Genomic DNA, 23,237 nt, shown 5'->3' with positions numbered 1-23,237 from the left:
CGACCCCGCCGGCTCCGCCCGCCGCGACCCCGCCGGTCACGCCCGCCGCGCCCCCGCCGGTCACGCCCGCCGCGCCCCCGCCGGTCACGCCCGCCGCGCCCACGGCGCGGACGGTGACGCCGCCCGCGCCCATCGCGGTCCCCCACGACCGGGCGGGCGCTCCGCGCGCCGTACAGGTGCCGGCCGGCGCCACGACGCCGCGGGCGCCCCGCTCCGGGGCGCCGCCCGCGCGGCCGACCGACCCCGACCCGCCGCACACCCCACCGCGGGGCACGGGGTCGTCCGCCGACCGTCCCGCCCCCACGGGCAGGTCCACGTGGACCCCGCCGACGTCGAGCCCTCGCACCGGGTCGGCGGCGCCCCCGGCGCCCGGGTCGACCGCGGGCCCGGCCGCCGTGCCCGTCGTGCTGGGCCCGTCCGCGCCGCGCACGGCCCGGCCGGGCGTGCGCAGCGCACCCCCGCGGACGATCGGGGTCCGCGTGGCCGCCGGCCCCGCCCGGATCGACCCGCAGCGCCCCGCCGGGCCGGACGTCGCGGCACCGGCGCGTGCGTCGAGCTTCGAGGCGCTGCAGCCGACGGCCGCCGGTGCCGAGCCGCCGGGCGGGACCGCGCCACCGGCAGGCCCGGCGCGCCCCGCACGGGCCACCGGCGAGGTGCCGGTGTTCGAGGAGGCCGTCCGCTGCCCGTCGTGCCGCCGGGCGCTGCCCGTCTCGCGCCGGTTCTGCCGGTGCGGCGCGACGCTCACGGCACCCACGGACCTGCTCGACGACGACCCACCCGAACCCACCCCCTGGTACCGGCGGGCGGCCGGGTCGGGCGCGTCGTTCCGGCGCCGCCTGCGTGCCGCCAACCACGGGGTGCGCGTGCAGTTCGACCGGGGGCGCGCCGCCCAGGTGCACGTCGCCCGGGCGACGGCCGCGCTCGCCGCCGTGGGTCTCGCGGGCGTCGTCGTGCTGCCGCAGGCCTCCGACGTGCGGGACCGCGCGTCCGCGGTGGTGCAGCAGGCCGACCCGCGCGGCTACACGCGCCTCACGGGCGTCACGGCGACGACGGACCCGCCACCGGCGGCCGACCCCGCGGCCCTGCCGGCGCCGGACGCGCCCGTCGACCCCGCGCCCCTCGACCCCGCGACCGTCGACCCCGCCGACCCGGCGGCCGACCCCGCGGCCGCGCCCCCCGAGGACGTCGTCTTCGGTCCCCAGAACGCGGTGGACGGCGCCACCGGCCGGGCCTGGTCCGTGCCGTGGACGCCGCCCGTGGACGCCGGCCCGCCGTGCCAGCGTCCCGGCGGCGCGCCGGCGCTCGTGCTGACCCTGCCCGCCCCGACGGACGTCGACCGCGTCGGCGTGGTCGCCGGGCTGCCGGAGTCGGCACCGGACCGCGCCCGCCAGGCGGTGCCGGCCCTCGTGGACGTCACGTGGCTGCCCTCCGGCCGGTGCACCACGCTCGAGCTCACCGACGCCACGCACCTGCAGACGCGCGACGTCGCGGACGTGCGCGGTGCGACCTCCGCGCGCGTCGTCGTGGTCGACGTGCACCTGCCGCAGGACCCGGCGGCGGACCTGCGGGTCGCGGTGGCCGAGGTCGTGCTCATGGCGCACGGGAGCCTGGGGGCGGGCTGAGCGCCCGTCAGGAGCGGGCGACGGTGATGAGCAGCATCGTCACCAGGAACCCGGTGACGAGGTTGACCCACAGGAACGCCCGCCAGCCCGCGTTGGCCCGCTCGCAGTCGTCGTCGGTCACGTGGCGGAACCGCCAGGTGCTCAGGGCGTACGGCAGCGGCAGCAGCGCGGCGAGCACGCCGGGCCACGGCAGCGCGAGCAGCACCGCCGCGGTCACGACGTACGTGGCGGTGGCCGCGAGGACCGTCGTGCGCGCCCCGAGCACGGTGGCGATCGACGCCAGGCCCCCGGCGCGGTCCGCACGCACGTCCTGCACCGCGCCGAACGCGTGCGAGGCCATGCCCCACAGCAGGAACGCGACGAGCACCGGCCAGGTGGTGCGCGCACCGAGGTCCGCGCCGGCCAGCACGAGCGCGTAGAGCAGGGGACCGACGAAGTGCACGGCGGACGAGAAGGAGTCCAGGACCGGACGCTCCTTGAGCCGCAGCCGCGGCGCGGAGTAGGCGATGACGTCCGCCAGGACGAGCAGCAGGACGACCCCCGCGAGCGGTGACCCGAGCGCCAGCAGCCACACGACGAACGGCACGGTCGTCACGACGCACGCCACGAGGATCCGGCGGTGCACGGTGCGCGCCCGCGACGGGTCGACGAGCCCACCCTCGATCCCGCCCTTGCGGGGGTTGGCGAGGTCCGACGCGTAGTCGAACACGTCGTTCACGCCGTACATCAGCAGGTTGTAGGGGACGAGGAAGAACAGCGTCCCGACGACGAGCCGGACGTCGACGCGTCCGTCGGTCGCCATGAGCCAGCCCGCGGCGAAGGGGTAGGCGGTGTTGACCCAGGAGAACGGCCGGGAGGCCGCGAGGACCTCGCGCATCAGCGCTCCGCCGGGGGCGCGCCGACGGTCGCCGAGCCGTCCGGGCGGGACGAGGTCCGCCGCGACCGACCGAGCACCGTCCACAGCACGGGCACGAAAACGGCCGCGGCGATCGCGTACGCGAAGTCCTCGAGCGGGGCACCCCAGACGTGCACGCCGAGGATCTTGTCGGGGTCGAACACGTACAGGCCGGCACCGATCATGAGGGTGTCGAACACGGCGGTGAGCACGCACAGGTGCACCGTCGCCCACAGCAGCGGCCAGCCCCGCAGCCGGCGCAGCACGGGCCAGGACACGGCCGTGAGCCCGGCGAGCACGCCGACGTTGAGGACGATGTTCGTCACGACGCACCCCGCCCGGCGGCACGTTGCTGGGCCGACACGTCGAACCACCGCCAGGCCAGCAGGCCCACGTAGCAGAGCAGCGCGAGGAAGAACGCCTCCTCGACAGGCAGCTCGGGGGCGAGCAGCAGGCCGGTCATGTGCGGGGAGTCCCCACGCGCGAAGATGCCGAGCAGCAGCCCGGCGACGTCCCACAGCAGGAACCCGACGACGCCCAGCCCGACCGTCCACGCCGCGCGGCGCCGGTCGTGCCAGAACGCGAGGCGGAACCGGCGGTCGAGCATCGCGAGCCCACCGAGGGAGAGCAGCAGCGCACCGAGGTACATCAACCCGGTCATGCACGCCCTGCCGTGAGGTCCGACCACAGCCCGCGCGGGCGGGCGGCCGCGAGGTAGCCGGGCCGCAGCGGGGTCGGCAGCGGCCGCGAGGACGTCTCGCCCAGCAGCCGCTTGGCCACGAGCTCGGCACCGATGAGCACCATCGGCAGCCCGACGCCGGGGACCGTGCCGCCGCCGACGTGCAGCAGGTTGGGCACCCGGTGCGAGGCGACGCCCGGGCGGAACATCGCGGACTGCCGCAGGGTGTGCTCCATGCCGAGCGCCGTGCCGCGCCACGCGGACAGGTCGCGCGCGAAGTCGGCGGGGCCGACGACCCGGCGCACCACCACCCGCGAGCGCAGGTCGGGCACACCGGCCCACGCGCCCACCTGGTCGAGGTACCGGTCGGCGTGCGCGTCGAGCTCACCGGGCCGGGTCCCGATCGCGGGGTCCGCCGGGTACGGCACGAGGACGAAGAGGTTCTCGTGCCCCGGGGGTGCCGCGGTCGGGTCGGTCGCGGTGGTCCGCGAGACGTACAGGGAGGCGACGTCCGGCACGCGCAGCCCGTCGGCGGGGGTCGCCCGGCCGGGTCCGAGGATCGCCTCGAAGTTGCCGGGCCAGTCCTGCGTGAAGAACAGCGAGTGGTGCTCCAGCTCGGGCAGCTCGCCGCGCACGCCGGCCATGACGAGCAGGGCCGAGATGCCCGGGCCGCGCCGCTCCCAGACGGACTCGGGCAGGTCCGCGTGCCCCGCGCCCAGCAGTGCGGTCTCGGTGTGGTGCCGGTCGGCCCCGGACACGACGACGTCGGCGGGCACGACGGAGCCGTCGGCGAGCCGGACGCCGCGGGCCACGCCGCGCCGGCGCGGGTGACGCCGGCTGCGGGGCGCGTCGTCGACCTCGATCGCGACGACGTCGGCGCCGGTGCGCACGACGACGCCCTCCTCGCGCGCGGCCGTGGCGAGCGCCTCGACGAGCGTGTACATGCCCCCGGCGGGGTAGTACACGCCGTCGCCGAGGTCCAGGTGGCTCATCAGCGAGTACAGGGCGGGCACGCGGTACGGGGACGACCCGAGGAACACCGCGTGGTAGCCGAGCACCTGCCGCAGCACGGGGTGCTCGACGGTGGCGGCGATGCGCTGGGCCAGCGTCTGCGTGAGCAGCCCGGCCAGGGTGCCCGAGCGGCGCAGCACGTCGGCCGACAGCGCCCGGTCGGGCCGCTCGAACGTCGTGTAGAGGAAGTGGTCGAGCGCCGTCCGGTAGGACTCGCCCGCGTCGGCGACGTAGCGCCGGATCGCGGCGCCGGCGCCCGGCTCGAGGGCGTCGAACGTCGCGGCGTTGACGAGCGGGTCGGCGACCACGTCGAACGGCTCGACACCGGACGCGGGCTCGGGGAAGAGCCGGTAGGCGGGGTCGAGGCGCTGCAGGTCCACGTGGTCGCCCACGCGGCGCCCGAGCAGCGCGAACGCGTGCTCGACGACCTCGGGCATGAACCACCACGACGGCCCGGTGTCGAACCGGAAGCCGTCGACCTCCCACGTGCCGGTCCGGCCACCGAGCTGCTCGTGCCGCTCGAGCAGCGTGACGTGCGCTCCCCCGCGGGCGAGCAGCGCGGCGGCCGTCAGCCCGCCGACGCCGCCGCCGATGACGACGACGCGCACAGGGGCGCTCACGGGGCCACCGCCCGCACGCGACGCCGGGCCTGGACGTCCCGCACGCGGTCGCCCGCCTCGTCGGCCAGCACGCCGGCCACCGCCCGGGCGACGACGACGGCCTTGCGGGGCCCGGGGACGCGCACCCGGCGCGACCGCAGCGTCTCCACCGGCGTCGCGGCGAGGTCGGCGAGCAGCCGGTCGTAGAGCGCCGTGGTCGCGGCGACGGCGCACCGGGCGCGGGTCGGCAGCAGCGGCAGCGCGGCCCGGGCGCGGTCCAGGTCCCCGGCGATCTCCTCGAGGACGGAGCGCACGTCGGCGCGGGTGAGGTGCTCCGGGTCGACGCCGGGCAGGTACGCGCGGCCCAGCTCGCCGCTGTCGGCGGCCAGGTCGCGCAGGAAGTTGATCTTCTGGAACGCGGCACCGAGCGCGCGGGCGCCGGCGACGGCCCGCGGGTCGGGGTCGACGGGTGGGTCGCCGGGTCGTCGTTCCGCGTCGAGGAAGGCCCGCAGGCACATCACGCCGACGACCTCGGCGGACCCGTACACGTACCGCTCGTAGCTCTCCCGGTCGTGCGTGGTCACGGTGAGGTCGGCCCGCATCGAGGCGAAGAACGGGTCGATCTCCGCGTGGCCGATCCCGGTGCGGCGCGCGGTGCGCGCGAACGCGTGCACGACGACGTTGGTCGAGTAGCCGGTGCGCAGCGCGCGCGCCACCTGCTCCTCGAGCTCGTCGAGCTCGGCACCGGCGTCGGGGCCCCGGTAGGTGTCGACGACCTCGTCGGCCAGGCGCACGAGCGCGTAGACGGCCTGGATGTCGGCGCGGGTGCGTGCGCCGAGCAGGCGCGTGCCGAGCCCGAAAGACGTGGAGTACGCGCGCAGGACCAGCGCGCTGGCGCGCATCGCGGTCGCGTCGTACAGGACCTGACCGGTGGTGGCCGTGCGCATGTCGTGCGTCCTCATCTCGGTGGTGCCGGTCCGTCAGCGTGCTCGGCCGGCGAGGTCGTCGACGACGCCCACGAGGTACGTCGCCAGCGGCTCCGGCAGCGTCGTGGCGAGCGTACGCGCGTTGTCCGCGCTGCGGCGCGCCGACGCCCGCAGGTCCTCGACCGCGCCCGTGGCGTGCAGCACCTCGACGACGGCGCGGGCGCCGGCCTCGTCGAGGTCGTCCCGCCCGACGTGCCGGGCGAGCAGCTCCGCCTGGCGGGGGTCGGCGCGCTGCCAGGCCGTGCGCAGCAGCTCGGTGCGCTTGCCCTCGCGCAGGTCCGACAGGACGCTCTTGCCGGTCAGCGCCGGGTCGCCGACGGCCCCCAGCTCGTCGTCGACCAGCTGGTACGCGACACCGAGCGCGGTGCCCACGCCGGCGAGCACGGCGCGCACCTCGACGGGGGCACCCGCCAGGACGGCCCCGGACTCCAGCGGAACGCGGAAGGAGTAGACGGCCGTCTTGAGCTCGGCGACGAGCACGGCGTCGACGTCGCCGGGGGCCGCGAGCGACCCCCGCACGTCGAGCAGCTCGCCGCTGACGGTGGTGGCGACACCGTCGGCGACCAGGCGCACGAGCTCGCCGAGGGCGGTGGCCGGCACGTGCCCGGCGGCCAGCAGCCCGAAGGCCTGGGCCAGCGCGGCGTCACCGGCGAGGAGCGCCGCGGCGCCGACCTGCCCGTCGTGCGCGCCCGTCGGGACGCCCTGGGCGGCGAGCCGTGCCCGGGTGCGGCCGGCGACGTTGGGGCGCCCGCGGCGGACCTCGTCGTGGTCGAGCACGTCGTCGTGCACGACCATCGCGGTGTGCAGCAGCTCGTGGGCGGCGGCCACGTGGGCGGCCGCGGTGACGTCGCTGCCGCCGAGGCCGAGGTACGCGGCGGCGACCAGCCGGGGGCGCAGCAGCTTGCCGCCGATGACGGTGCCGAGGTCCTGCCAGAGGTCGGCGCACGCGGGGTCGAACAGGGCGGCCCGGCGGCGCTGCTCGTCGACGAGCGCGGCCAGCAGACTCGCCGCGGCGTCCGTGACGTGCTCGACCCCGTGGGCGAGTGCGGCCCCGGGCGCGGCGGCGGGCGGCGGAGGGGTGCTGCGCTGTCCGGCGGACTGCCGGCGCTCGTCGACCTGACTCACGTCGCCCCCTCGGTGGCTCGAAGATGCTCAGCGTACTGAGGATCGCCGCCCAGGCCACCGGTGGGCGGCCCGCCATGTCGCGCGACCCCCATCTACGTGTCGGATGATGTTTGAATCTGTCGTCTTCTGTTCGATCAGGTGGGTATGCTGGCTCCATGACGTGGCTCGTGACGGGTGGGGCGGGGTACATCGGCGCGCACGTGGTGCGCGCCTTCCAGGACGCGGTCCGCGCGACCGGGGACGAGCGGCTGCGGCCCGTGGTCCTCGACGACCTGTCGAGCGGTCACGCCGACTTCGTGCCCGAGGACGTGCCGCTCGTGCGCGCCTCGGTCGTCGACGCGGACGCCGTGGCGCACGCGCTGGCGGAGCACGCCGTGACGGGCGTCGTCCACCTGGCGGGCTACAAGTACGCCGGCGTCTCGGTGCAGCGGCCGCTGCACACCTACGAGCAGAACGTGACCGGCACCGCGCGCCTGCTCGAGGCGATGGCCGGCGCGGGCGTCGACCGCATCGTGTTCTCGTCCTCGGCCGCCGTCTACGGCACCCCCGACGTCGACGTCGTCACGGAGGCCACCGCGACGGCCCCCGAGTCCCCCTACGGCGAGTCCAAGCTCATCGGCGAGTGGCTGCTGCGCGACCAGGGCGTCGCGACGGGTCTGGCGCACACGTCCCTGCGCTACTTCAACGTCGTCGGCTCCGGCTCGCCCGACCTCTACGACTCGAGCCCCCACAACCTGTTCCCCCTGGTCCTCGACGCCCTGACGACCGGCCGCACCCCGCGCATCAACGGCGCCGACTACCCGACGCCCGACGGCACCTGCGTCCGCGACTACGTGCACGTCGCCGACCTCGCCGTGTCCCACGTCGCCGCCGCCCGCGCCCTGGCGGACGGCCGACCGCTCGAGCGCGTGTACAACCTCGGCTCGGGCGACGGCATGTCGGTGGCGCAGATCATGACGACGGTCGCGCAGGTCACGGGGATCGACTTCACGCCCGAGGTCGGCCCGCGCCGCCCCGGCGACCCGGCCCGCATCGTCGCGTCGGGCGAGGCCGCTGCCCGCGACCTGGACTGGGCGATGCGCCACACCCCCGAGCAGATGGTCGCCAGCGCCTGGGACGCCCACCGCCGGACCACCTGACGCGACGGAGCCGGCACAGCCTGCCCGTCGGCTGCGCGTGAGGGCCGGGACCGCGCGAGCGACCCCGAGCCCTCGTCCTGAGCCCGGCGCGTCAGCGCGCGGCGGGCTCCAGGGCCTGCAGCCGCGGCAGCTCGGCGGCGAACCGCTCGAGCTCGCGCTCGTCGCCCGCGTAGACGCCCGACGGGCGGGGCCAGTGCAGCACGACGTCGCCGAACCCGAGGGCGGCGGCGCGCTCGACCCCCTCGGCCGCGTGCTCCGCCGAGACCAGCGAGAACCGCGGCGCACCGTCGAGGCTCAGCCACCGCCCCACGCGCCCGCTGCCGTCGACCTCGTCGAACGCGTCCACCATGCGCGCGAGCCCGTCCCACCACGCGTCCTGCGCGGCCGCCGCGTCGACGCCGTCGCCGACTCCGGTGCCGGGCCCGTAGGTGGCCCAGCCCTGGCCGTGCCGGGCGGCCAGGGCCATGGCTCGGGGGCCGTTGGCGGCCACGACGAACGGGGTCCGGGGCCGCGCGAGCGTCCCGGGCACCATGCGGGCCGCGTGCGCCTCGTAGAACTCCCCGGCGTGGTCGGTGACGGGGTGGGTGAGCAGCGTGTCGAGGACGTCCAGGAACTCGGCGAACCGGCGGGTGCGCTCACCGCGGGTGGGCGCCGGGCCCAGGACGCCGGCGTCCCAGCCCTCGCCCCCGGCCCCGACGCCGAGCACGAAGCGGCCGCCGGACACGTCGTCCAGGCCCATGACGTCCTTGGCGAACGGCACGGGGTGGCGGAAGTTGGGCGAGGCGACCCAGGTGCCCAGCCCGATGCGGTCGGTGACGGCCGCCGCTGCGGCGAGCAGCGGGACGGTCGCGAACCACGGCTCGTCGGCCAGGTCGCGCCAGGCGAGGTGGTCGTAGGTCCAGGCGTGGTCGAACCCCAGCTCCTCGGCCCGGCGCCAGCGGGCCCGCGCGCTCGACCAGCGTTCCTGCGGCAGCAGCACCACCCCGACCCGGACCATGGGACGCGACGCTACCCGCGCGCGCCCCGCAGGGACCACCAGTCATCCCATGGGGCCCAGCCTTGACACCGGGCAGTGACAGGAGACGCCCGGCCCCGTACCCTCGGCGCCATGGACCTGGAGGTCCGGCACCTGCGCACGCTGACCACGGTCGCCTCCCTCGGCAGCATCACCAAGGCGGCGGCCGCGCTCGGCATCGCGCAGCCGGCACTGAGCGCGCAGCTGTCCCGCATCGACCGGACCCTCGGCGGCCCGGCGTTCGTCCGGGACCACCGCGGCGTGCGCCCGACGCCGCTCGGGCTGCTCGTGCTGGACCGCGCGCGCACCCTGCTGCCGGCGATGGACGCCCTGGTGCAGGACGCCCGGCGGCTCGCGTGCGACGACGCGGCACCGACGCTGCGGCTGGCGACCACGGGCACCGCCCTGGCCGCCACGCTCGTCCACCGGCTCTCCCACCCGGGCGCTGCGCCTGCGACGCTGCGCTGCGTCCCCGACACGGCGCGCGCGGCGGCCGAGCTCGCCGCGGGGGCCCACGACGCGGTCCTGGCCGGCATGTGCGGGGACGCGCTGCCCCCGGCGGCGCCGGGCGCGCAGTGGCGCCTCGTCGGCACCGACGCCGTCCACGTGGTCGTCCGTGCCGACCACCCGTGCGGGGACGACGTCGAGCTGGCGGAGCTCGCGGACGAGCGGTGGGTCAAGGCGGCGGGCGACAGCTGCTTCGGCGAGTGCTTCCTGCGCGCGTGCTCGCGGGCAGGGTTCGCCCCGCCGGCGCCGAGCGAGTGCGACCGCACCGCCGGGCTCGAGCTGGTGCGCGCAGGGGCCGCGGTCGCGCTGGCCCAGCCGTACGGGGCGCTGCCGGACGGGCTGCGCGCGGTCGCGCTGCGGGGCGCGCCGCTGACGTGGTCGACCTGGTTGGCGATGCGCGCCGACGCCCCCGACGAGCTGCGGACGCGCCTGGTGGCCGCGGCGCGCGACGCCCGGCGGGAGCAGCTCGCGGCGGCCGACGGGTGCCGGCTGCGCGCCCGCGGTGCGGACCGCGCGGTGCGCCCCGCCATATGACCCCGCGGTATGACCCCGCGGTATGACCCAGAAGCGATCTGGCTTCTGACTCCAGTCAGAGTCTATCGTGACCGCACGGTCATCATCGAACGAGAGGCCCCACCATGACAACCTCCGTCTCCACCCGCCGCCGCCTGGCAGCGGTCGGCGCCACCGCGCTCGCCCTGCTGCTCGCCCCCCTGACCACCGGCGGCGCCGCGGCCGCCACGCCCGCCGCCGACCTGCCCGCCGGCATGGTCGACGCGCTCGAGCGCGACCTGGGGGTCCCCCGGGCCGAGGCCGCGCAGCGGATGACCTTCCAGGCCGACGCCGCCGCCAAGGTCCGCACGCTCACGCAGGCGCTGGGCTCGACGTACGCCGGCGCGTGGGTCGACCCGGCCGCCGGCACCGTGCACGTCGCGACGACCGCCCCGTCGAAGGTCCGCGGCCCCATGGCCGCGGGCGTCACGGCCGTCGCCGTCGACCGCTCGCTGGCGCAGCTGGAGTCCCTCGGCGCCACCCTCGACGCCGCCGCGCCGCCGTCCGACGTCGCCACCTGGTATGTCGACGTGACGACCAACAAGCTGGTCGTCGAGGCGGTCGGCGGCACCGGTGCCGCCGCCGCGCTCGTCGCCGCGGCCGGCCTGCCCGCGGACGCCGTCACGCTCGCCGTCGCACCCGAGGCCCCGCGCACCTTCATCGACGTCATCGGGGGCAACGCGTACTACATCAACGCGCGGTCACGCTGCTCGGTCGGCTTCGCCGTCCAGGGCGGGTTCGTCACCGCGGGTCACTGCGGGGCCGTCGGCGCGCCGACCACCTCCCCCACGGGCACCTTCCGCGGCTCCTCGTTCCCGGGCAACGACTACGCGTGGGTGCAGGTCGCCTCGGGCAACACCCCCCTGGGCCTCGTCAACAACTACTCCGGCGGCACCGTGCGCGTCACCGGCTCGCAGCAGGCCGCCGTCGGCGCGTACGTCTGCCGCTCCGGCAGCACGACCGGCTGGCGCTGCGGCACCGTCCAGGCCTACAACACGAGCGTGCGGTACTCCCAGGGCACGGTCAGCGGCCTGATCCGCACGACCGTCTGCGCCGAGCCGGGCGACTCCGGCGGCTCGCTGGTCGCCGGCACGCAGGCTCAGGGCGTCACGTCGGGCGGCTCGGGCAACTGCCGCACCGGTGGCACCACGTACTTCCAGCCGGTCAACGAGATCCTGCAGGCCTACGGCCTGCGCCTCATCACCGGCTGACCCACCCGCGGCGGGCCCTCCCCTGTCCGTCGCGTCCTGCCCCGGGTCGCGCCACCCGCGACCCGGGGCGCACGCGCCCGTCCCGTCCGACGGGCCGCGGGACGGCGGGTGGCGCGCCCCAGGGGGCGGCGCGCCACCCGCCGTCGGCGTGCCGGGCCCCGTGACGTCAGGGGTCTAGCCCCACCCGAGCGCGTGCAGGCGGTCGTCGTCGATGCCGAAGTGGTGGGCGATCTCGTGGACCACGGTGATCGCGACCTCCTCGACCACCTCGTCGCGGTCCGCGCAGATCGCGAGCGTCGGCAGCCGGTAGACGAAGATGCGGTCCGGCAGCGAGCCCGCCGCCCAGAACTCCCCGCGCTCGGTCAACGGGGTCCCCTCGTACAGCCCGAGCAGCTCCGGCTCGTCGGCGGGCGCCTCGTCCTCGACGAGCACGACGACGTTGTCCATCATCGCCGCCAGCTCCTCGGGGATCTCGTCGAGCGCGTCGCGCACCGCGTCCTCGAACTCCTCGCGCGTCATGTCCACCACGGCACCATCCTGCCCTCCACGGGTGCTGCTGACCTGCGCATCCGGTCCCGCTTTGGCGTTCGGGCCCCCAGCCCGTATGCTCATCACCGGTCTTCCGACGCCTCGACGTCAGGGGCGGACAACCCGCCCTCATCGTCTAGCGGCCTAGGACCCCGCCCTTTCACGGCGGTAGCACGGGTTCGAATCCCGTTGGGGGTACGAGCAGTACAGCAGGAAGCTTCACGGTGGCTCCGGCCACCACGAGGCCCCGTAGCGCAGTTGGTTAGCGCGCCGCCCTGTCACGGCGGAGGTCGCGGGTTCAAGTCCCGTCGGGGTCGCTGCGAGGATCGGCCGAGAGGCCGCTCGTCTCGCTGCGAGGCTCTGTAGCTCAGTTGGTAGAGCGTTCGACTGAAAATCGAAAGGTCACCGGATCGACGCCGGTCGGAGCCACCTCAGACGGCCCCGCGGGACGCCCGCCGGGGCCGTCGCCATGTCCGGCCACCGTCGGCCGGCCCGCGGTCGTGACGACCGCTCTGACCCTCGACGCACGCCGCCTCGCCGCGCGCCCCCGCGCCGCCGACCGGGGACGTCTCACCCGGTCGCCCGTCCGACTCGGGCCCATCGTCCCGGCCGTGGCGCACACCTGCGTGCCTACGGTGGGTGCACACCTCCCACCGAACGAGGACACCGCCGTGACCACGACGACCGACCGCCCCCGCCCCCGCATCCTCGACCGCCTCACCGACCCGCTCGCCGGACGCGCACGGGACCGGATCGAGCGAGCGGAGGACAAGGTGCGCGCAGCGGTCCAGCACGAGCTCGACGCCGTCGGCGCCAGCCTGCGCACGCGCGCCGTCCGCATCCGGCCCTCGGCGATCGCGTTCGCGGGTGCGGCTCTGCTCACCATGATCGGCATCACCCTGTTCGCGCTCGCAGCGGTGGTGGCGCTCGCCGAGGCCGTGCCGCTGGCGCTGGCCGCGCTCCTGGTCGGCGCGGGACTCGTGCTGCTCGCCGCCGGGGCCGCCGCCTGGGGCCGCGCGATGCTCCCGACGGGCAACCCGGTCATTCCCGTGCCGTCGAGCACGCACCCGGCCGAGGAGCTCGTGCACCCCTGGGTCGACTGACCCCGACGGGCGCTTCGGCAGCCCCGCCCGCGTCGCGTCACGTCGCGCGCTCGCGGCCGGACCTGCAGACTGAGGGTCAGGCAGCAACCGTCCCTGCAGGTGAGGAAGGTCGTCGAATGGTCACGCACTCCGGTTGGGCGAGCGACACGCGCTCCGACGCGCCCGAGGACCCACGGTCCCTCGGGCGCCTGGTCAGCGACCTGAGCGAGCAGGCCGTCCGCCTCGTGCGGGCGGAGGTCGACCTCGCGAAGGCCGAGATGACGGCGAAGGCCAAGCAGATGGGCGTCGGCGCCGGCCTGCTGGTCGGAGCGGCGGTGCTCGGGCTGTACACGCTGACCGCGCTCCTCGCGACGGCCGTCCTCGGCCTCGCGACCGTCCTGCCCGCCTGGCTGGCCGCGCTCATCGTCTCGCTGGTCCTGGCCGCCGTGACGGCGGTGCTCGCCCTGCTGGGGGTCAAGCGCTTCCAGAAGGGCACCCCGCCGGTCCCCGAGCGCGCGATCCAGAACTTGCAGGAGGACGTGGACGCCGTGAAGAAGGGGATGCACACGTGAGCGAGAAGGACACGACGACGACCCCGCAGATCGCCGCGCTCGAGGCCGAGGTGGCACTGGCCCGCGAGCAGCTGGCCATGACGGTGGACTCCCTGGTGGACCAGGTCGACCCGCGGCGCCAGGCCGACCGTCTGGCGCAGAAGGGCCGCCGGCTCGTCTTCGACGCCACGGACCCCGCCTCCCTCCCGGAGGACCGCACGCGCGCCCGCAAGGTGCTCGTCATCGCCGGAGCGGTCGCCGCCCTCGTCGTCGTCGCCGTGGTGCGGCGGGCGACGCGGGGCTGACGCAGGCTCCACGCACGACGACGGCCACCGTCGAGACCGCCCGGTCGTCCGGGTCGGTCCCACGGTGGCCGTCGTCGTCGGTGCCGTGAGGCCGTCCAGCGCCCACGTCCGTGGACCTCCGCAGCCGTGTCGTCGGCGTCTCGCGCACTCCCCCGCGGTGCGCGCAACACGTCCGGCCGACCAGCGCCGGGGGTGGACGTCAGGACTGGGTCGTCGTCCTCGGCTGCGGGACGCCGTCGAGCAGCTCCCGGACCTCCGACTCGCGGTAACGGCGGTGACCGCCGAGGGTGCGGATCGAGGACAGCTTGCCGGACTTGGCCCAGCGGGTGACCGTCTTCGGGTCGACCCGGAACAGGGTCGCCACCTCCGACGGCGTCAGCAGGGACTCTGCATGTGACGAGTGTGTGGTGGACACTGCGTACCTCCTTTGTTCTGCGGCCCGGTCCTGCCGGTCCGGGTCACGGTGCGCCGCGGGGCACGCGGCGTGCGGCGTGGCTGACACACACCGGGAACTCCAGGACGCTCCGCGTCTCCGCCGACACCTGCCCCTGGCGTCGCAACCGTCACCACGCCGTTGGGGTGTCCCCGACGCCCTCAGCGTAAACCCGTGCGAATCCGGACACATCCCCGGAGGAATCCGACCGGCCGTCGCCTGATCGGGTGACTCCGAGGCCCGTGGAGTTTCGTCCTTCCGGCCGATAGTGCGCGCGCAGACGGCTGACCAGCGCGGATGTCGGCGATCGACCCGCTTCGACGCACTGACGTGCGCGGACGCGCCGGATCTGGGCAATCGTCCGGTCCCCGCCGAGCGGCCGAGGCGTGATCGACCTCTCAGATTTCACCCGGCCGTCCCGCGCCGGACGACGCTCCTGCCGCCTCCTGGACCTCCGGCAAGTCACGGGACCGCCACCAGGGCGTCATGTCGGGGCCGCACACGTGGCGTACGTGTCCTACCCCACCCGGCGCAGGTGGTCGGAATGGATCACGACCATGTACCGTTGCGACACGAACAGACTCAACAGCACCCGGGGCCGCACGTGTGAGCACGGAGCCGCCCCGCTTCCACGTCAGAGGGGGTCGATGCCATGGGGCGCGGCCGTCAGAAGGCAAAGCAGACGAAGGTCGCCCGGGAGCTGAAGTACTTCAGCCCGGACACGAACTACCGAGCTCTCGAGCAGGAGCTCACGTCTCGCAGCCGCAACGATGTCGTCACGGACAGCCGCCGCAGCGCGGTGAGCACGGACGACGACGACCCGCCCGGCTGGGGCTGGCCAGGCGACGACGACCGGTGACGGCGCGAGGCGCCGCACCCTGAGCATTCCCGCGGCCGCGCCGCCGCGGGAGATCTGCACCCTCACGCACGTGCCCTGACCCGGGCGGAGCCCTCCGGGTCAGGGCACGGTGGCGTCCGCCCGACGCGTCGTCGCGCCCGGCGGTCGCCGATCAGCTCACCCGGTACGCCCCGTGCAGCCGCACGGCGCCGCCCTGGACGCCCTTGGTCCCGGCGACGACCCCGGGCGCCGTGGCGTCCTCGTCGCGGGCCTCGCGGACCTCGCCCAGCACCCACGCCGGCATCCCGTGGTCGCGCGCCGCACGCTGCACGTCGTCCGCGACGTCGGCGGCCACGACCGCGACCATGCCCACCCCGAGGTTGAGCGTCCCCTCGAGGTCGCTCCACGGCACCGCGCCCAGCCCCTGGACGAGGGAGAACACCGGCGGCAGGACCCACGACGCACGGTCGACGTCCGCGACCAGGCCCGGGGGCAGGACCCGCGCGACGTTCGCCGCCAGCCCACCGCCCGTGACGTGGCTGAACACGTGGACCCGGTCGGGGCCGAGCAGCTCGACGAGCGCCAGGCAGTCGGCCGCGTAGACGCGGGTCGGCTCCAGCAGCTCGGCGCCCAGGGTCCGGCCGAGCTCGTCCACGTGCCGGTCCAGGCCCCAGCCGGCGACCTGCACGACGCGCCGCACCAGGGAGTACCCGTTGGAGTGCAGCCCCGAGGAGCCCAGCGCCACCAGGACGTCACCCGCACGCACGCGGTCGGGACCCAGCAGCTCGTCCGCCTCGACGACACCCGTGGCCGCCCCCGCGACGTCGTACTCGTCGGGGCCCAGCAGGCCCGGGTGCTCCGCGGTCTCCCCGCCCACGAGCGCCGTGCCGGCCACGGCGCACGCCGCCGCGATCCCCCGGACGACGTCCGCGATGCGCTCAGGCACGACCCGGCCGCACGCGATGTAGTCGGTCATGAACAGCGGCCGCGCGCCGACCACGACGATGTCGTCGACGACCATCCCGACGAGGTCGAACCCGATGGTGTCGTGCACGTCCATCGCCTGCGCGATGGCGACCTTGGTGCCGACGCCGTCGGTCGACGTCGCCAGCAGCGGGCGGCGGTAGCGCGTGAGGACCGACGCGTCGTACAGGCCGGCGAACCCGCCGACGCCGCCGAGCACCTGCGGCCCGTGCGTCGCGCGCACGGCGTCCTTCATCAGCTCGACCGCCCGGTCACCGGCCTCGGTGTCGACCCCGGCGGACGCGTAGGTCACCGGCTGCGTGGCGCTCACGGGTGGTCCAGCGCGGTCGCGCCACCGGTCGCGGGGACGATGCTCAGCAGACCGTCCTCCGGCTGTCCGAGCGGCAGCTCGCTCTGCTCGAGCAGGTGCTTGCCCAGCTGCTCCGACGGCGGCAGCTCGATCGGGTAGTGCCCGCTGAAGCAGGCGGTGCACAGCTGCGACGCAGGCTGCTCGGTGGCGGCGATCATGCCCTCCTCGGACAGGTAGCCCAGCGAGTCCGCGCCCAGCGACCGGGCGATCTCCTCGACCCCCAGGCCGTTGGCGATGAGCTCGGCACGGGACGCGAAGTCGATGCCGTAGAAGCAGGGCCACTTGACCGGCGGCGCGGTGATGCGGATGTGGACCTCCGCCGCTCCGGACTCGCGCAGCATGCGCACGAGGGCGCGCTGCGTGTTGCCGCGCACGATCGTGTCGTCGACGACCACGAGGCGCTTGCCGCGGATCACGTCCTTGAGCGGGTTGAGCTTGAGGCGGATCCCGAGCTGGCGCAGGGTCTGCGACGGCTGGATGAAGGTGCGGCCCACGTAGGCGTTCTTCGTCAGCCCCTGGCCGAACGGGATCCCCGACTTGGCCGCGTAGCCCACGGCCGCCGGCGTGCCGGACTCCGGCACCGGGATCACCAGGTCGGCCTCGACCGGGTGCTCGACGGCCAGGCGGCGGCCCATCGCGACGCGCGCCGCGTGCACCGAGCGACCGTTGATGGTCGTGTCCGGGCGCGCCAGGTACACGTACTCGAAGACGCAGCCCGCGCGGTCGATGGGCGCGAAACGGGTCGAGCGCAGCCCGTCGGAGTCGATCGCGATGAACTCGCCCGGCTCGACCTCGCGCACGTACGAGGCCCCGACGATGTCCAGCGCCGACGTCTCGGACGCGACCACCCAGCCGCGCTCGAGCCGACCGAGCACCAGGGGGCGCACCCCCTGCGGGTCGCGCGCCGCGTACAGCGTGCGCTCGTCCATGAAGACCAGGCAGAACGCACCGCGCAGCCGCGGCAGCACCTCGAGCGCCGTCGCCTCGAGCGTGTGGTCGGGGTCGCCGGCGAGCAGCGCCGTGATCAGCGCCGTGTCGGTCGTGTTGCCGCGCGCGAGCTCGCCGCGGCGCTGGCTGCCGTACCGCTCGGCGACGAGGTCGACCAGCTCGGCGGAGTTGGTGAGGTTGCCGTTGTGGCCGAGCGCGACGGTACCCGCCGCGGTCGGACCCAGCGTCGGCTGCGCGTTCTCCCACGTCGAGCCGCCGGTCGTGGAGTACCGCGCGTGACCGATCGCGATGTGCCCCTGCAGCGCGTTCAGCGCCGTCTCGTCGAAGACCTGGGACACCAGCCCCATGTCCTTGTAGACGAGCAGCTGCGAGCCGTTCGACGTCGCGATGCCCGCGGACTCCTGCCCGCGGTGCTGCAACGCGTAGAGACCGAAGTAGGTGAGCTTCGCCACCTCTTCACCGGGTGCCCAGACGCCGAAGACGCCGCAGGCATCCTGCGGGCCTTTCTCGCCGGGTAGAAGGTCGTGGTTGAGACGTCCGTCTGCGCGGGGGGCCACGGCACCATGGTGGCACACCGGTGCGCGAGCCCGCGCACCACGTCCACGCGTCAGGTGCCGGCCGGGCCGTCCTGCGGGGCGGGCCGACGACGCCGCGTGCTGCGCCGGTCGGCGACCAGCGCCACCGCGCCGCCTGCGAAGACGCCCAGGGTGCCCAGCGCCACGGCCAGCACCCACCGGACGCCGTTCTGCCCGCCGAGGAACGGCAGGACGCCGCCGTCGTCGCCGGTCACGCCGCTGCTCCCGGACGTGGCGAGCACCACGACCAGGCCGACGACCATGCCCACCAGCGCACCCGCGACCATGAAGGCGCCGTAGCGGGGTGCCCTGCGCACCGCCGCCGGCACCGCGACACGCGCCAGCTCGGCCTCGTCGGGCGTCGCCGCCGCCACCCCGGGGTCGGCGGCGGGCCCTCCGTCGGGACGGGGGTCGTCGGCGGGGCGGGGGTCGTCGGGCACCCCCCGATCCTAGGTCAGCGGGGTCGCGCCGCCTGCAGCGGGAGCAGGTGCGACAGGTCCGCCCGCTCGCCGGACGCGTGCACGCGACCCGACGCCACCGCCGCGTCCCAGGTCACGTCGCCGGCCGCGAGCGCGAGCCACGTGGCCGGGTCCGTCTCGACGACGTTGGGCGGCGTCCCGCGCGTGTGCCGGGGCCCCGCGACGGCCTGCACCGCCCCGTCGGGTGGCACGCGCACCTCGACGGAGTTGCCCGGCGCGACGTCGGCGAGCTCCTCGAGCGTGAACCTGACGGCGGTGCGGCGCACGGGCGTCGCTGCGCCCTGCGGGTCGGCGCGCCACGCCTGCAGCGCGGCCCGTCCGTCGGCGGGGTCGGTACGGCGACGCGGTGGCACGTCCCCATCCTCCCCCACCCACGGTGCCGACGTCCGGCCGCGCGCCGCGCGCCCGTCGACACCGTCCCGACGGCCCCGCTAGGGTCACCCCGTGACCCCGACCCGCGCCCACCTCGCCTGGTCGTGGCTGCCCTGACGCAGCCGTAGGTCACCGACCCCCGAGCTGCTCACGCGGCTCGGCGGGTCCAGGTCAGGTCCCCGCACGGTCGTGCGGGCGGCTCCTCACCGAAGGAGCACCGATGCCCACCGACCTCGACGTACGCACCGCGCGCGACCTCGCCCGCCCCGACGTCGTCACCCTCGAGGACGTGCTGGCGGGCGACCCGACGACCTACCGCGTCCTCACCGGGGACCGCCCCACGGGCGCCCTGCACGTGGGGCACCTGTTCGGCACGCTCGCGACGCGGGTCGCGCTGCAGCGGCACGGCGTCGAGACGATCGTCGTGCTGGCCGACTACCAGGTGATCACCGACCGCGACGATCCCGGCGACCTGCCGGGCGCGGTCCGCGAGGTCGTCCTCGACTACCTCGCGGCGGGCCTCGACCCGGACGCCACGACGATCTTCACGCACTCCGCGGTACCGGCGGTGCACCAGCTGATGCTGCCGTTCCTGTCGCTGGTCCCGGTGGCCGAGCTGGACCGCAACCCGACGGTCAAGGCCGAGCAGGCCGCGTCAGGGCGCGCGCTGTCGGGGCTGCTGCTGACGTACCCGGTGCACCAGGCCGCGGACGTCCTGTCGGTGCACGGCACGCTGGTGCCCGTCGGGCGCGACCAGCTCCCCCACCTCGAGCTGACCCGCACCGTCGCGCGCCGGTTCAACCGGCGGTACGGGCACGTCTTCGACGAGCCGAGCGCGCTGCTGTCGGACGCGCCGCTCGTCCTGGGCACCGACGGGGCCAAGATGAGCAAGAGCCGGGGCAACGCGATCGAGCTGCGGGCGGACGCCGACGCGACCGCCGCGGCCCTGCGCGCGGCACGCACGGACGCCGAGCGGACCATCACGTACGAGCCGGAGCGACGGCCGGAGGTCGCGAACCTGCTGCTGCTGGGTGCGCTCGCGTCGGGGCGGACACCGCAGGACCTGGCGGAGGAGGTCGGCGACGGCGGCGCGGGGGCGCTCAAGCGGTACGTCACGGACGCGCTGGTCGCGCACCTGGCGCCGTTGCGCGCGCGCCGGGCGCAGCTGGCACGCGACCGGCACGTCGTGACCGAGGTGCTGGCACGCGGCGCCGAGCGGGCGACCGCGATCGCGGACGCCACGCTCGCGACGGTCCGCGTCGCCATGCGCCAGACCGCCTGAGCACACCGCAGGACGCGAGAGGGCGATCCCGCCTGTGCCGGATCGCCCTCTCGCGTCGGGGGTGGGGTCAGACGACGCCGAGCGCCAGCATCGCGTCGGCGACCTTGGTGAACCCCGCGATGTTGGCACCGAGGACGTAGTTGCCCGGGTCGCCGTACTCCTCGGCGGTCTCCGCGCAGCTGTCGTGGATGCGCGCCATGATCCCGGCGAGGCGCTCCTCGGTGTGCTCGAACGACCAGGCGTCGCGGCTGGCGTTCTGCTGCATCTCCAGCGCCGACGTGGCGACGCCGCCGGCGTTGGCGGCCTTGCCCGGCGCGTACAGGACGCCCGCGGACTGCAGCAGCGCGACGGCCTCGGGGGTCGTCGGCATGTTCGCCCCCTCCGCGACGGCGAGCAGGCCGGACTCGACGAGCCGCTTGACGTCGGTCTCGTCCAGCTCGTTCTGCGTGGCGCACGGGAGCGCGACCTGGGCGTCCACCTGCCACACCCGGGCGGACGGCACGTAGTGGGCGCCGCTGCGCCGCGCCGCGTACTGCTCGACGGGCAGCCGCTCGACGTCCCGCACCTGGCGCAGGACCTCCAGGTCGATGCCCGCCTCGTCGACGACGTACCCGAGGGAGTCCGAGCACGCGACGACGTGGCCGCCGAGCGCCTGCGCCTTCTCGATCGCGTGGATCGCGACGTTGCCGGACCCGGACACCACGACGCGCATGCCGTCCAGGCCCAGGCCGCGCGTGGCGAGCATGCGCTCGGCGAACAGCACGGTGCCGTAGCCCGTGGCCTCGGTGCGCACGAGCGAGCCGCCCCACGTCACGCCCTTGCCGGTGATGACGCCGGACTCGTAGCGGTTGGTGATGCGCTTGTACTGCCCGAACAGCCAGCCGATCTCACGGCCGCCGACGCCGATGTCACCGGCCGGCACGTCGGTGTACTCGCCGATGTGCCGGTACAGCTCGGTCATGAAGGACTGGCAGAAGCGCATGACCTCGCCGGCGGAGCGACCTCGCGGGTCGAAGTCCGAGCCGCCCTTGGCCCCGCCGATGGGCATGCCGGTCAGCGAGTTCTTGAAGACCTGCTCGAATCCCAGGAACTTGACGATCCCCAGGTACACCGACGGGTGGAACCGCAGGCCGCCCTTGAACGGGCCGAGCGCCGAGTTGAACTCGACGCGGAACCCCCGGTTGATGCGCACCTGGCCCGCGTCGTCGACCCACGGCACTCGGAAGATGATCTGCCGCTCGGGCTCGCACAGCCGCTCGAGCACCGCGGCGTCGACGTACTGGGGGTTGCGTTCCAGGACGGGTCCCAGGCTCTCGAACACCTCGGTCACGGCCTGGTGGAACTCGCGTTCACCGGGATTGCGCGCGAGGACCTGCTCGAGGACGCGCTCCAGCTGTACCTGCATGGGTCGGCTCCGCTCTGCTCAGCGAGGACGGGAAACCGGTCGAGCCTAGGCCCGCCCTGCGGCGCCCGTGCACGGCGTCCGGCTCGTGGGCCCGTCGCCCCGGACCGCCACCACGTGCGACGAGGCCGTGGGCACCCCGCCCGGGGTGCCCACGGCCTCGTCGTCCTTGCGCTGCGCGTCGTCAGCGCTGCCGCGTCACCACGCGGCGTTGCGTGCCAGCTCCAGCGCCATCGCCTGCCACCAGGCTCCCGCCTGCGGGCCGCCGTTGCAGGTGCCGTCCGACTCGCCGGGCAGCTTGATCCACAGCAGCGCGTCGAGCCCGCTGCCGTCGTTCACGAGGGTGGGACGCTCACCGAGCGCGCGACCGCTCGGGTTGCACCACTGCGAGCCGCTGGGGCCGTTGCCGTTGCGCGACGTGTCGATGACGAAGGTCTTCCCGCCCGTCAGACGGGAGATCTCCTGGCCGTAGGCCCTGCTCTCGGCCGTCGTGCGGTAGTTCGACACGTTGAGCGCGAAGCCCACGGCGTCGGTGAACCCGATGCGGTTGAGGCGGTTGGCGGCCTCGGAGGCCGACAGCCAGGCGGAGTGCCCGGCGTCGATGTAGACGCGGGCGCCCTGCGCGGTCAGCGCCCTGGCGGCGTACTGCAGGAAGCCGACGCGGTCGCCCTGGCCGTCGCAGTCGCCCAGCTGCGCGAGGGCGTCGGGCTCGAGGACGACCCAGGGGTTGCCCTGGATGCCGGCGGCGACCGTGTCGATCCACTGCGCGTACTCGGACTCGCCGACACCGCCGCCGGAGTACGAGCCGCAGTCACGGCCCGGGATCGCGTAGACCACCAGCAGGGCGGTCGCGCCCGACGCCTGCGCGGCACCGGTGATGTCGCGGACCTCCTGCTGGGCGTGCTGCGCGTCGTTCCAGTTGCCCACCCAGTAGGCCTGCGGCGTCAGCGCGATCTTCTCGAGCAGCGCCTTGTCGGTGCCCGAGGCGGCCTGCCAGGCGCGGTACGCCTGGTTGGTGGTGTCGACGTGGAAGGCACCGGTGCCCGGCGTCGGGCCGGGTGTGGGCTCCGGCGTCGGCTCGGGGGTGGGCTCCACGGTCGGCTCCGGCGTGGGCTCCACGGTCGGCTCCGGCGTGGGCTCCACGGTCGGCTCGGGCGTCGGCTCCACGGTCGGCTCCGGCGTGGGCTCCACCGTCGGCTCCGGCGTGGGACCGCCGACCTCACCGGTGCACGCGGTGCCGTTGAGCGTGAACGACGTCGGGACGCCGTTGCTGCCGCTCCAGGACCCGTTGAAGCCCACCTGGACGCTCGCGCCCGTGCCCACCGCGCCGTTCCACGGCGCGTTGGTGACCGTGACGTTCGAGCCGGACGTCGTGACGACGCCGTTCCACAGCTGCTGGATGCCCTGGCCGCTGGGGAACGCCCAGCGCAGGTCCCAGGACGACAGGGGGTCACCGAGGTTGGTGACGGTCACGGCGGCTCCGAAGCCGCCGGGCCACTGGCTGGTCACGGCGTAGTCGACGCGGCAGCCGGGCGCGGCCTGCGCCACGCTCGACGTCAGCGCGGTGACACCTGCGGCCACGACCGCGCCTGCGGCGACGGCCGCGACGACCTTGCGCCGGGTGGCGGACGCCACCGTTGTGCGGGACGACATGGACTCTCCTCGGGTCGGGGTCGGTCGGGTCGGTCGGGGGCGCGTCAGGGCGACAGGCACCGGCCGACGCGCCCGGGGAGGCGTCCTCGTCGACGCCGTCCCCGAACGACCCTTC

23 protein-coding genes, 3 tRNA genes and 1 pseudogene are annotated in these 23,237 nt (G+C 75.4%); 12 read left to right on the top strand and 15 right to left on the bottom strand.

Annotation, left to right across the window (positions count from 1 at the left end; genetic code table 11):
- A pseudogene (locus Cph01nite_RS10585) lies at positions 1-1,622 on the top strand (hypothetical protein); the annotation flags it as partial.
- A gap of 7 nt (positions 1,623-1,629) precedes the next feature.
- Here Cph01nite_RS10585 and Cph01nite_RS10580 read toward each other — a convergent pair.
- Genes Cph01nite_RS10580 through Cph01nite_RS10555 form a run of 6 tightly spaced genes read right to left on the bottom strand, consistent with a single transcriptional unit; the run spans position 1,630 to position 6,917 of the window.
- The gene (locus tag Cph01nite_RS10580; RefSeq protein WP_203673945.1) at positions 1,630-2,499 is read right to left on the bottom strand and encodes a prenyltransferase; all 870 of its coding nucleotides are present in this window, start codon (positions 2,497-2,499) and stop codon (positions 1,630-1,632) included.
- Positions 2,499-2,843 (bottom strand): lycopene cyclase domain-containing protein, encoded by a 345-nt coding sequence (locus tag Cph01nite_RS10575; protein ID WP_203673943.1) that lies wholly within the window; start codon positions 2,841-2,843, stop codon positions 2,499-2,501. Before Cph01nite_RS10575 ends, Cph01nite_RS10580 begins: the two co-directional genes overlap by 1 nt.
- Positions 2,840-3,178 (bottom strand): lycopene cyclase domain-containing protein, encoded by a 339-nt coding sequence (locus Cph01nite_RS10570; RefSeq protein ID WP_203673941.1) that lies wholly within the window; start codon positions 3,176-3,178, stop codon positions 2,840-2,842. Before Cph01nite_RS10570 ends, Cph01nite_RS10575 begins: the two co-directional genes overlap by 4 nt.
- Positions 3,175-4,827 carry a phytoene desaturase family protein gene (crtI, locus tag Cph01nite_RS10565; RefSeq protein ID WP_203673940.1) on the bottom strand — a complete coding sequence of 551 codons (1,653 nt, stop codon included), beginning with the start codon at positions 4,825-4,827 and terminating at the stop codon, positions 3,175-3,177. The genes Cph01nite_RS10570 and crtI overlap by 4 nt, the downstream gene beginning before the upstream one ends.
- A complete protein-coding gene (locus Cph01nite_RS10560) occupies positions 4,824-5,753 on the bottom strand; it encodes a phytoene/squalene synthase family protein (RefSeq protein ID WP_203673938.1) in 930 nt (309 codons plus the stop codon). The genes crtI and Cph01nite_RS10560 overlap by 4 nt, the downstream gene beginning before the upstream one ends.
- Positions 5,754-5,786: 33 nt before the next feature.
- On the bottom strand, positions 5,787-6,917 hold the full coding sequence (locus Cph01nite_RS10555; RefSeq protein WP_203673936.1) for a polyprenyl synthetase family protein: 1,131 nt from the start codon (positions 6,915-6,917) through the stop codon (positions 5,787-5,789).
- A gap of 155 nt (positions 6,918-7,072) precedes the next feature.
- Here Cph01nite_RS10555 and galE point away from each other — a divergent pair, with 155 nt between their 5' ends.
- On the top strand, positions 7,073-8,056 hold the full coding sequence (gene galE, locus Cph01nite_RS10550; protein ID WP_203673934.1) for a UDP-glucose 4-epimerase GalE: 984 nt from the start codon (positions 7,073-7,075) through the stop codon (positions 8,054-8,056).
- A gap of 91 nt (positions 8,057-8,147) precedes the next feature.
- Here galE and Cph01nite_RS10545 read toward each other — a convergent pair whose 3' ends face one another.
- Complete coding sequence (locus Cph01nite_RS10545) at positions 8,148-9,053, bottom strand: LLM class flavin-dependent oxidoreductase (RefSeq protein ID WP_203673932.1); 906 nt, start codon at positions 9,051-9,053, stop codon at positions 8,148-8,150.
- Between the two features lie 111 nt (positions 9,054-9,164).
- On the opposite strand from Cph01nite_RS10545, the gene Cph01nite_RS10540 reads away from it, so the two are divergent.
- Entirely contained in the window at positions 9,165-10,112 is a 948-nt protein-coding gene (locus Cph01nite_RS10540) for a LysR family transcriptional regulator (RefSeq protein ID WP_203673930.1), read from the top strand.
- A gap of 104 nt (positions 10,113-10,216) precedes the next feature.
- Positions 10,217-11,341: a S1 family peptidase gene (locus Cph01nite_RS10535; RefSeq protein ID WP_203673928.1), complete on the top strand. Its 1,125-nt coding sequence runs from the start codon at positions 10,217-10,219 to the stop codon at positions 11,339-11,341.
- Positions 11,342-11,515: 174 nt separating this feature from the next.
- On the opposite strand, the gene Cph01nite_RS10530 is transcribed toward Cph01nite_RS10535, so the two are convergent.
- The gene (locus Cph01nite_RS10530) at positions 11,516-11,860 is read right to left on the bottom strand and encodes a metallopeptidase family protein (protein ID WP_203673973.1); all 345 of its coding nucleotides are present in this window, start codon (positions 11,858-11,860) and stop codon (positions 11,516-11,518) included.
- A 134-nt stretch (positions 11,861-11,994) separates the two neighbouring features.
- On the opposite strand from Cph01nite_RS10530, the gene Cph01nite_RS10525 reads away from it, so the two are divergent.
- The 6 genes from Cph01nite_RS10525 (at position 11,995) to Cph01nite_RS10500 (ending at position 13,807) form a co-directional block, all read left to right on the top strand.
- Positions 11,995-12,067 (top strand) — tRNA-Glu (locus Cph01nite_RS10525).
- Between the two features lie 45 nt (positions 12,068-12,112).
- A tRNA-Asp gene (locus Cph01nite_RS10520) sits at positions 12,113-12,186 on the top strand.
- A 39-nt stretch (positions 12,187-12,225) separates the two neighbouring features.
- Positions 12,226-12,298: transfer RNA gene (locus Cph01nite_RS10515), tRNA-Phe, on the top strand.
- A 242-nt stretch (positions 12,299-12,540) separates the two neighbouring features.
- Positions 12,541-12,972 carry a phage holin family protein gene (locus Cph01nite_RS10510; RefSeq protein ID WP_203673926.1) on the top strand — a complete coding sequence of 144 codons (432 nt, stop codon included), beginning with the start codon at positions 12,541-12,543 and terminating at the stop codon, positions 12,970-12,972.
- 116 nt (positions 12,973-13,088) lie between these two features.
- Positions 13,089-13,523: a phage holin family protein gene (locus tag Cph01nite_RS10505; protein WP_203673924.1), complete on the top strand. Its 435-nt coding sequence runs from the start codon at positions 13,089-13,091 to the stop codon at positions 13,521-13,523.
- The gene (locus Cph01nite_RS10500) at positions 13,520-13,807 is read left to right on the top strand and encodes a DUF3618 domain-containing protein (protein ID WP_203673923.1); all 288 of its coding nucleotides are present in this window, start codon (positions 13,520-13,522) and stop codon (positions 13,805-13,807) included. Before Cph01nite_RS10505 ends, Cph01nite_RS10500 begins: the two co-directional genes overlap by 4 nt.
- Positions 13,808-14,006: 199 nt before the next feature.
- Here the strand turns inward: Cph01nite_RS10500 and Cph01nite_RS10495 are convergent, their stop codons facing one another.
- Positions 14,007-14,222, bottom strand: coding sequence for a BldC family transcriptional regulator (locus tag Cph01nite_RS10495; protein WP_203673921.1), 216 nt, complete (start codon positions 14,220-14,222; stop codon positions 14,007-14,009).
- A 670-nt stretch (positions 14,223-14,892) separates the two neighbouring features.
- On the opposite strand from Cph01nite_RS10495, the gene Cph01nite_RS10490 reads away from it, so the two are divergent.
- Positions 14,893-15,099, top strand: a complete 207-nt coding sequence (locus Cph01nite_RS10490) for a DUF3073 domain-containing protein (protein ID WP_203673919.1) — start codon at positions 14,893-14,895, stop codon at positions 15,097-15,099.
- Between the two features lie 151 nt (positions 15,100-15,250).
- Here Cph01nite_RS10490 and purM read toward each other — a convergent pair whose 3' ends face one another.
- The 4 genes from purM to Cph01nite_RS10470 are packed head-to-tail and all read right to left on the bottom strand — an operon-like array spanning position 15,251 to position 18,766.
- A complete protein-coding gene (gene purM / locus Cph01nite_RS10485) occupies positions 15,251-16,372 on the bottom strand; it encodes a phosphoribosylformylglycinamidine cyclo-ligase (protein ID WP_203673917.1) in 1,122 nt (373 codons plus the stop codon).
- The gene (gene purF / locus Cph01nite_RS10480; protein WP_203673915.1) at positions 16,369-17,916 is read right to left on the bottom strand and encodes an amidophosphoribosyltransferase; all 1,548 of its coding nucleotides are present in this window, start codon (positions 17,914-17,916) and stop codon (positions 16,369-16,371) included. Before purF ends, purM begins: the two co-directional genes overlap by 4 nt.
- A gap of 50 nt (positions 17,917-17,966) precedes the next feature.
- Positions 17,967-18,374, bottom strand: a complete 408-nt coding sequence (locus tag Cph01nite_RS10475) for a histidine kinase (protein ID WP_203673913.1) — start codon at positions 18,372-18,374, stop codon at positions 17,967-17,969.
- Between the two features lie 14 nt (positions 18,375-18,388).
- Entirely contained in the window at positions 18,389-18,766 is a 378-nt protein-coding gene (locus Cph01nite_RS10470) for a sterol carrier family protein (protein ID WP_203673911.1), read from the bottom strand.
- Between the two features lie 239 nt (positions 18,767-19,005).
- Here Cph01nite_RS10470 and trpS point away from each other — a divergent pair, with 239 nt between their 5' ends.
- The gene (gene trpS, locus Cph01nite_RS10465) at positions 19,006-20,067 is read left to right on the top strand and encodes a tryptophan--tRNA ligase (protein ID WP_203673909.1); all 1,062 of its coding nucleotides are present in this window, start codon (positions 19,006-19,008) and stop codon (positions 20,065-20,067) included.
- Between the two features lie 67 nt (positions 20,068-20,134).
- Here trpS and gdhA read toward each other — a convergent pair whose 3' ends face one another.
- Both gdhA and Cph01nite_RS10455 read right to left on the bottom strand, forming a co-directional pair.
- The gene (gene gdhA, locus Cph01nite_RS10460) at positions 20,135-21,472 is read right to left on the bottom strand and encodes an NADP-specific glutamate dehydrogenase (protein WP_203673907.1); all 1,338 of its coding nucleotides are present in this window, start codon (positions 21,470-21,472) and stop codon (positions 20,135-20,137) included.
- Positions 21,473-21,667: 195 nt separating this feature from the next.
- Positions 21,668-23,122 carry a glycoside hydrolase family 6 protein gene (locus tag Cph01nite_RS10455; protein WP_203673905.1) on the bottom strand — a complete coding sequence of 485 codons (1,455 nt, stop codon included), beginning with the start codon at positions 23,120-23,122 and terminating at the stop codon, positions 21,668-21,670.
- Positions 23,123-23,237 lie beyond the last annotated feature (115 nt).

It is taken from the genome of Cellulomonas phragmiteti (genome assembly GCF_016862775.1).
GTDB classification, from domain to species: domain Bacteria; phylum Actinomycetota; class Actinomycetes; order Actinomycetales; family Cellulomonadaceae; genus Cellulomonas; species Cellulomonas phragmiteti.
The sequence above is the reverse complement of the archived record's forward strand: the minus strand, read 5'-3'. Positions and strand labels throughout refer to the sequence as shown.

Excerpts from the sequence above, each read along its gene's own strand:
- Cph01nite_RS10580 (WP_203673945.1), bottom strand. The coding sequence starts at position 2,499 with ATGCGCGAGGTCCTCGCGGCCTCCCGGCCGTTCTCCTGGGTCAACACC.
- Cph01nite_RS10570 (WP_203673941.1), bottom strand. The coding sequence starts at position 3,178 with ATGACCGGGTTGATGTACCTCGGTGCGCTGCTGCTCTCCCTCGGTGGG.
- Cph01nite_RS10560 (WP_203673938.1), bottom strand. The coding sequence starts at position 5,753 with ATGCGCACGGCCACCACCGGTCAGGTCCTGTACGACGCGACCGCGATG.
- galE (WP_203673934.1), top strand. The coding sequence starts at position 7,073 with ATGACGTGGCTCGTGACGGGTGGGGCGGGGTACATCGGCGCGCACGTG.
- Cph01nite_RS10545 (WP_203673932.1), bottom strand. The coding sequence starts at position 9,053 with ATGGTCCGGGTCGGGGTGGTGCTGCTGCCGCAGGAACGCTGGTCGAGC.
- Cph01nite_RS10540 (WP_203673930.1), top strand. The coding sequence starts at position 9,165 with ATGGACCTGGAGGTCCGGCACCTGCGCACGCTGACCACGGTCGCCTCC.
- Cph01nite_RS10535 (WP_203673928.1), top strand. The coding sequence starts at position 10,217 with ATGACAACCTCCGTCTCCACCCGCCGCCGCCTGGCAGCGGTCGGCGCC.
- Cph01nite_RS10530 (WP_203673973.1), bottom strand. The coding sequence starts at position 11,860 with ATGACGCGCGAGGAGTTCGAGGACGCGGTGCGCGACGCGCTCGACGAG.
- Cph01nite_RS10505 (WP_203673924.1), top strand. The coding sequence starts at position 13,089 with ATGGTCACGCACTCCGGTTGGGCGAGCGACACGCGCTCCGACGCGCCC.
- Cph01nite_RS10490 (WP_203673919.1), top strand. The coding sequence starts at position 14,893 with ATGGGGCGCGGCCGTCAGAAGGCAAAGCAGACGAAGGTCGCCCGGGAG.
- trpS (WP_203673909.1), top strand. The coding sequence starts at position 19,006 with ATGCCCACCGACCTCGACGTACGCACCGCGCGCGACCTCGCCCGCCCC.
- gdhA (WP_203673907.1), bottom strand. The coding sequence starts at position 21,472 with ATGCAGGTACAGCTGGAGCGCGTCCTCGAGCAGGTCCTCGCGCGCAAT.
- Cph01nite_RS10455 (WP_203673905.1), bottom strand. The coding sequence starts at position 23,122 with ATGTCGTCCCGCACAACGGTGGCGTCCGCCACCCGGCGCAAGGTCGTC.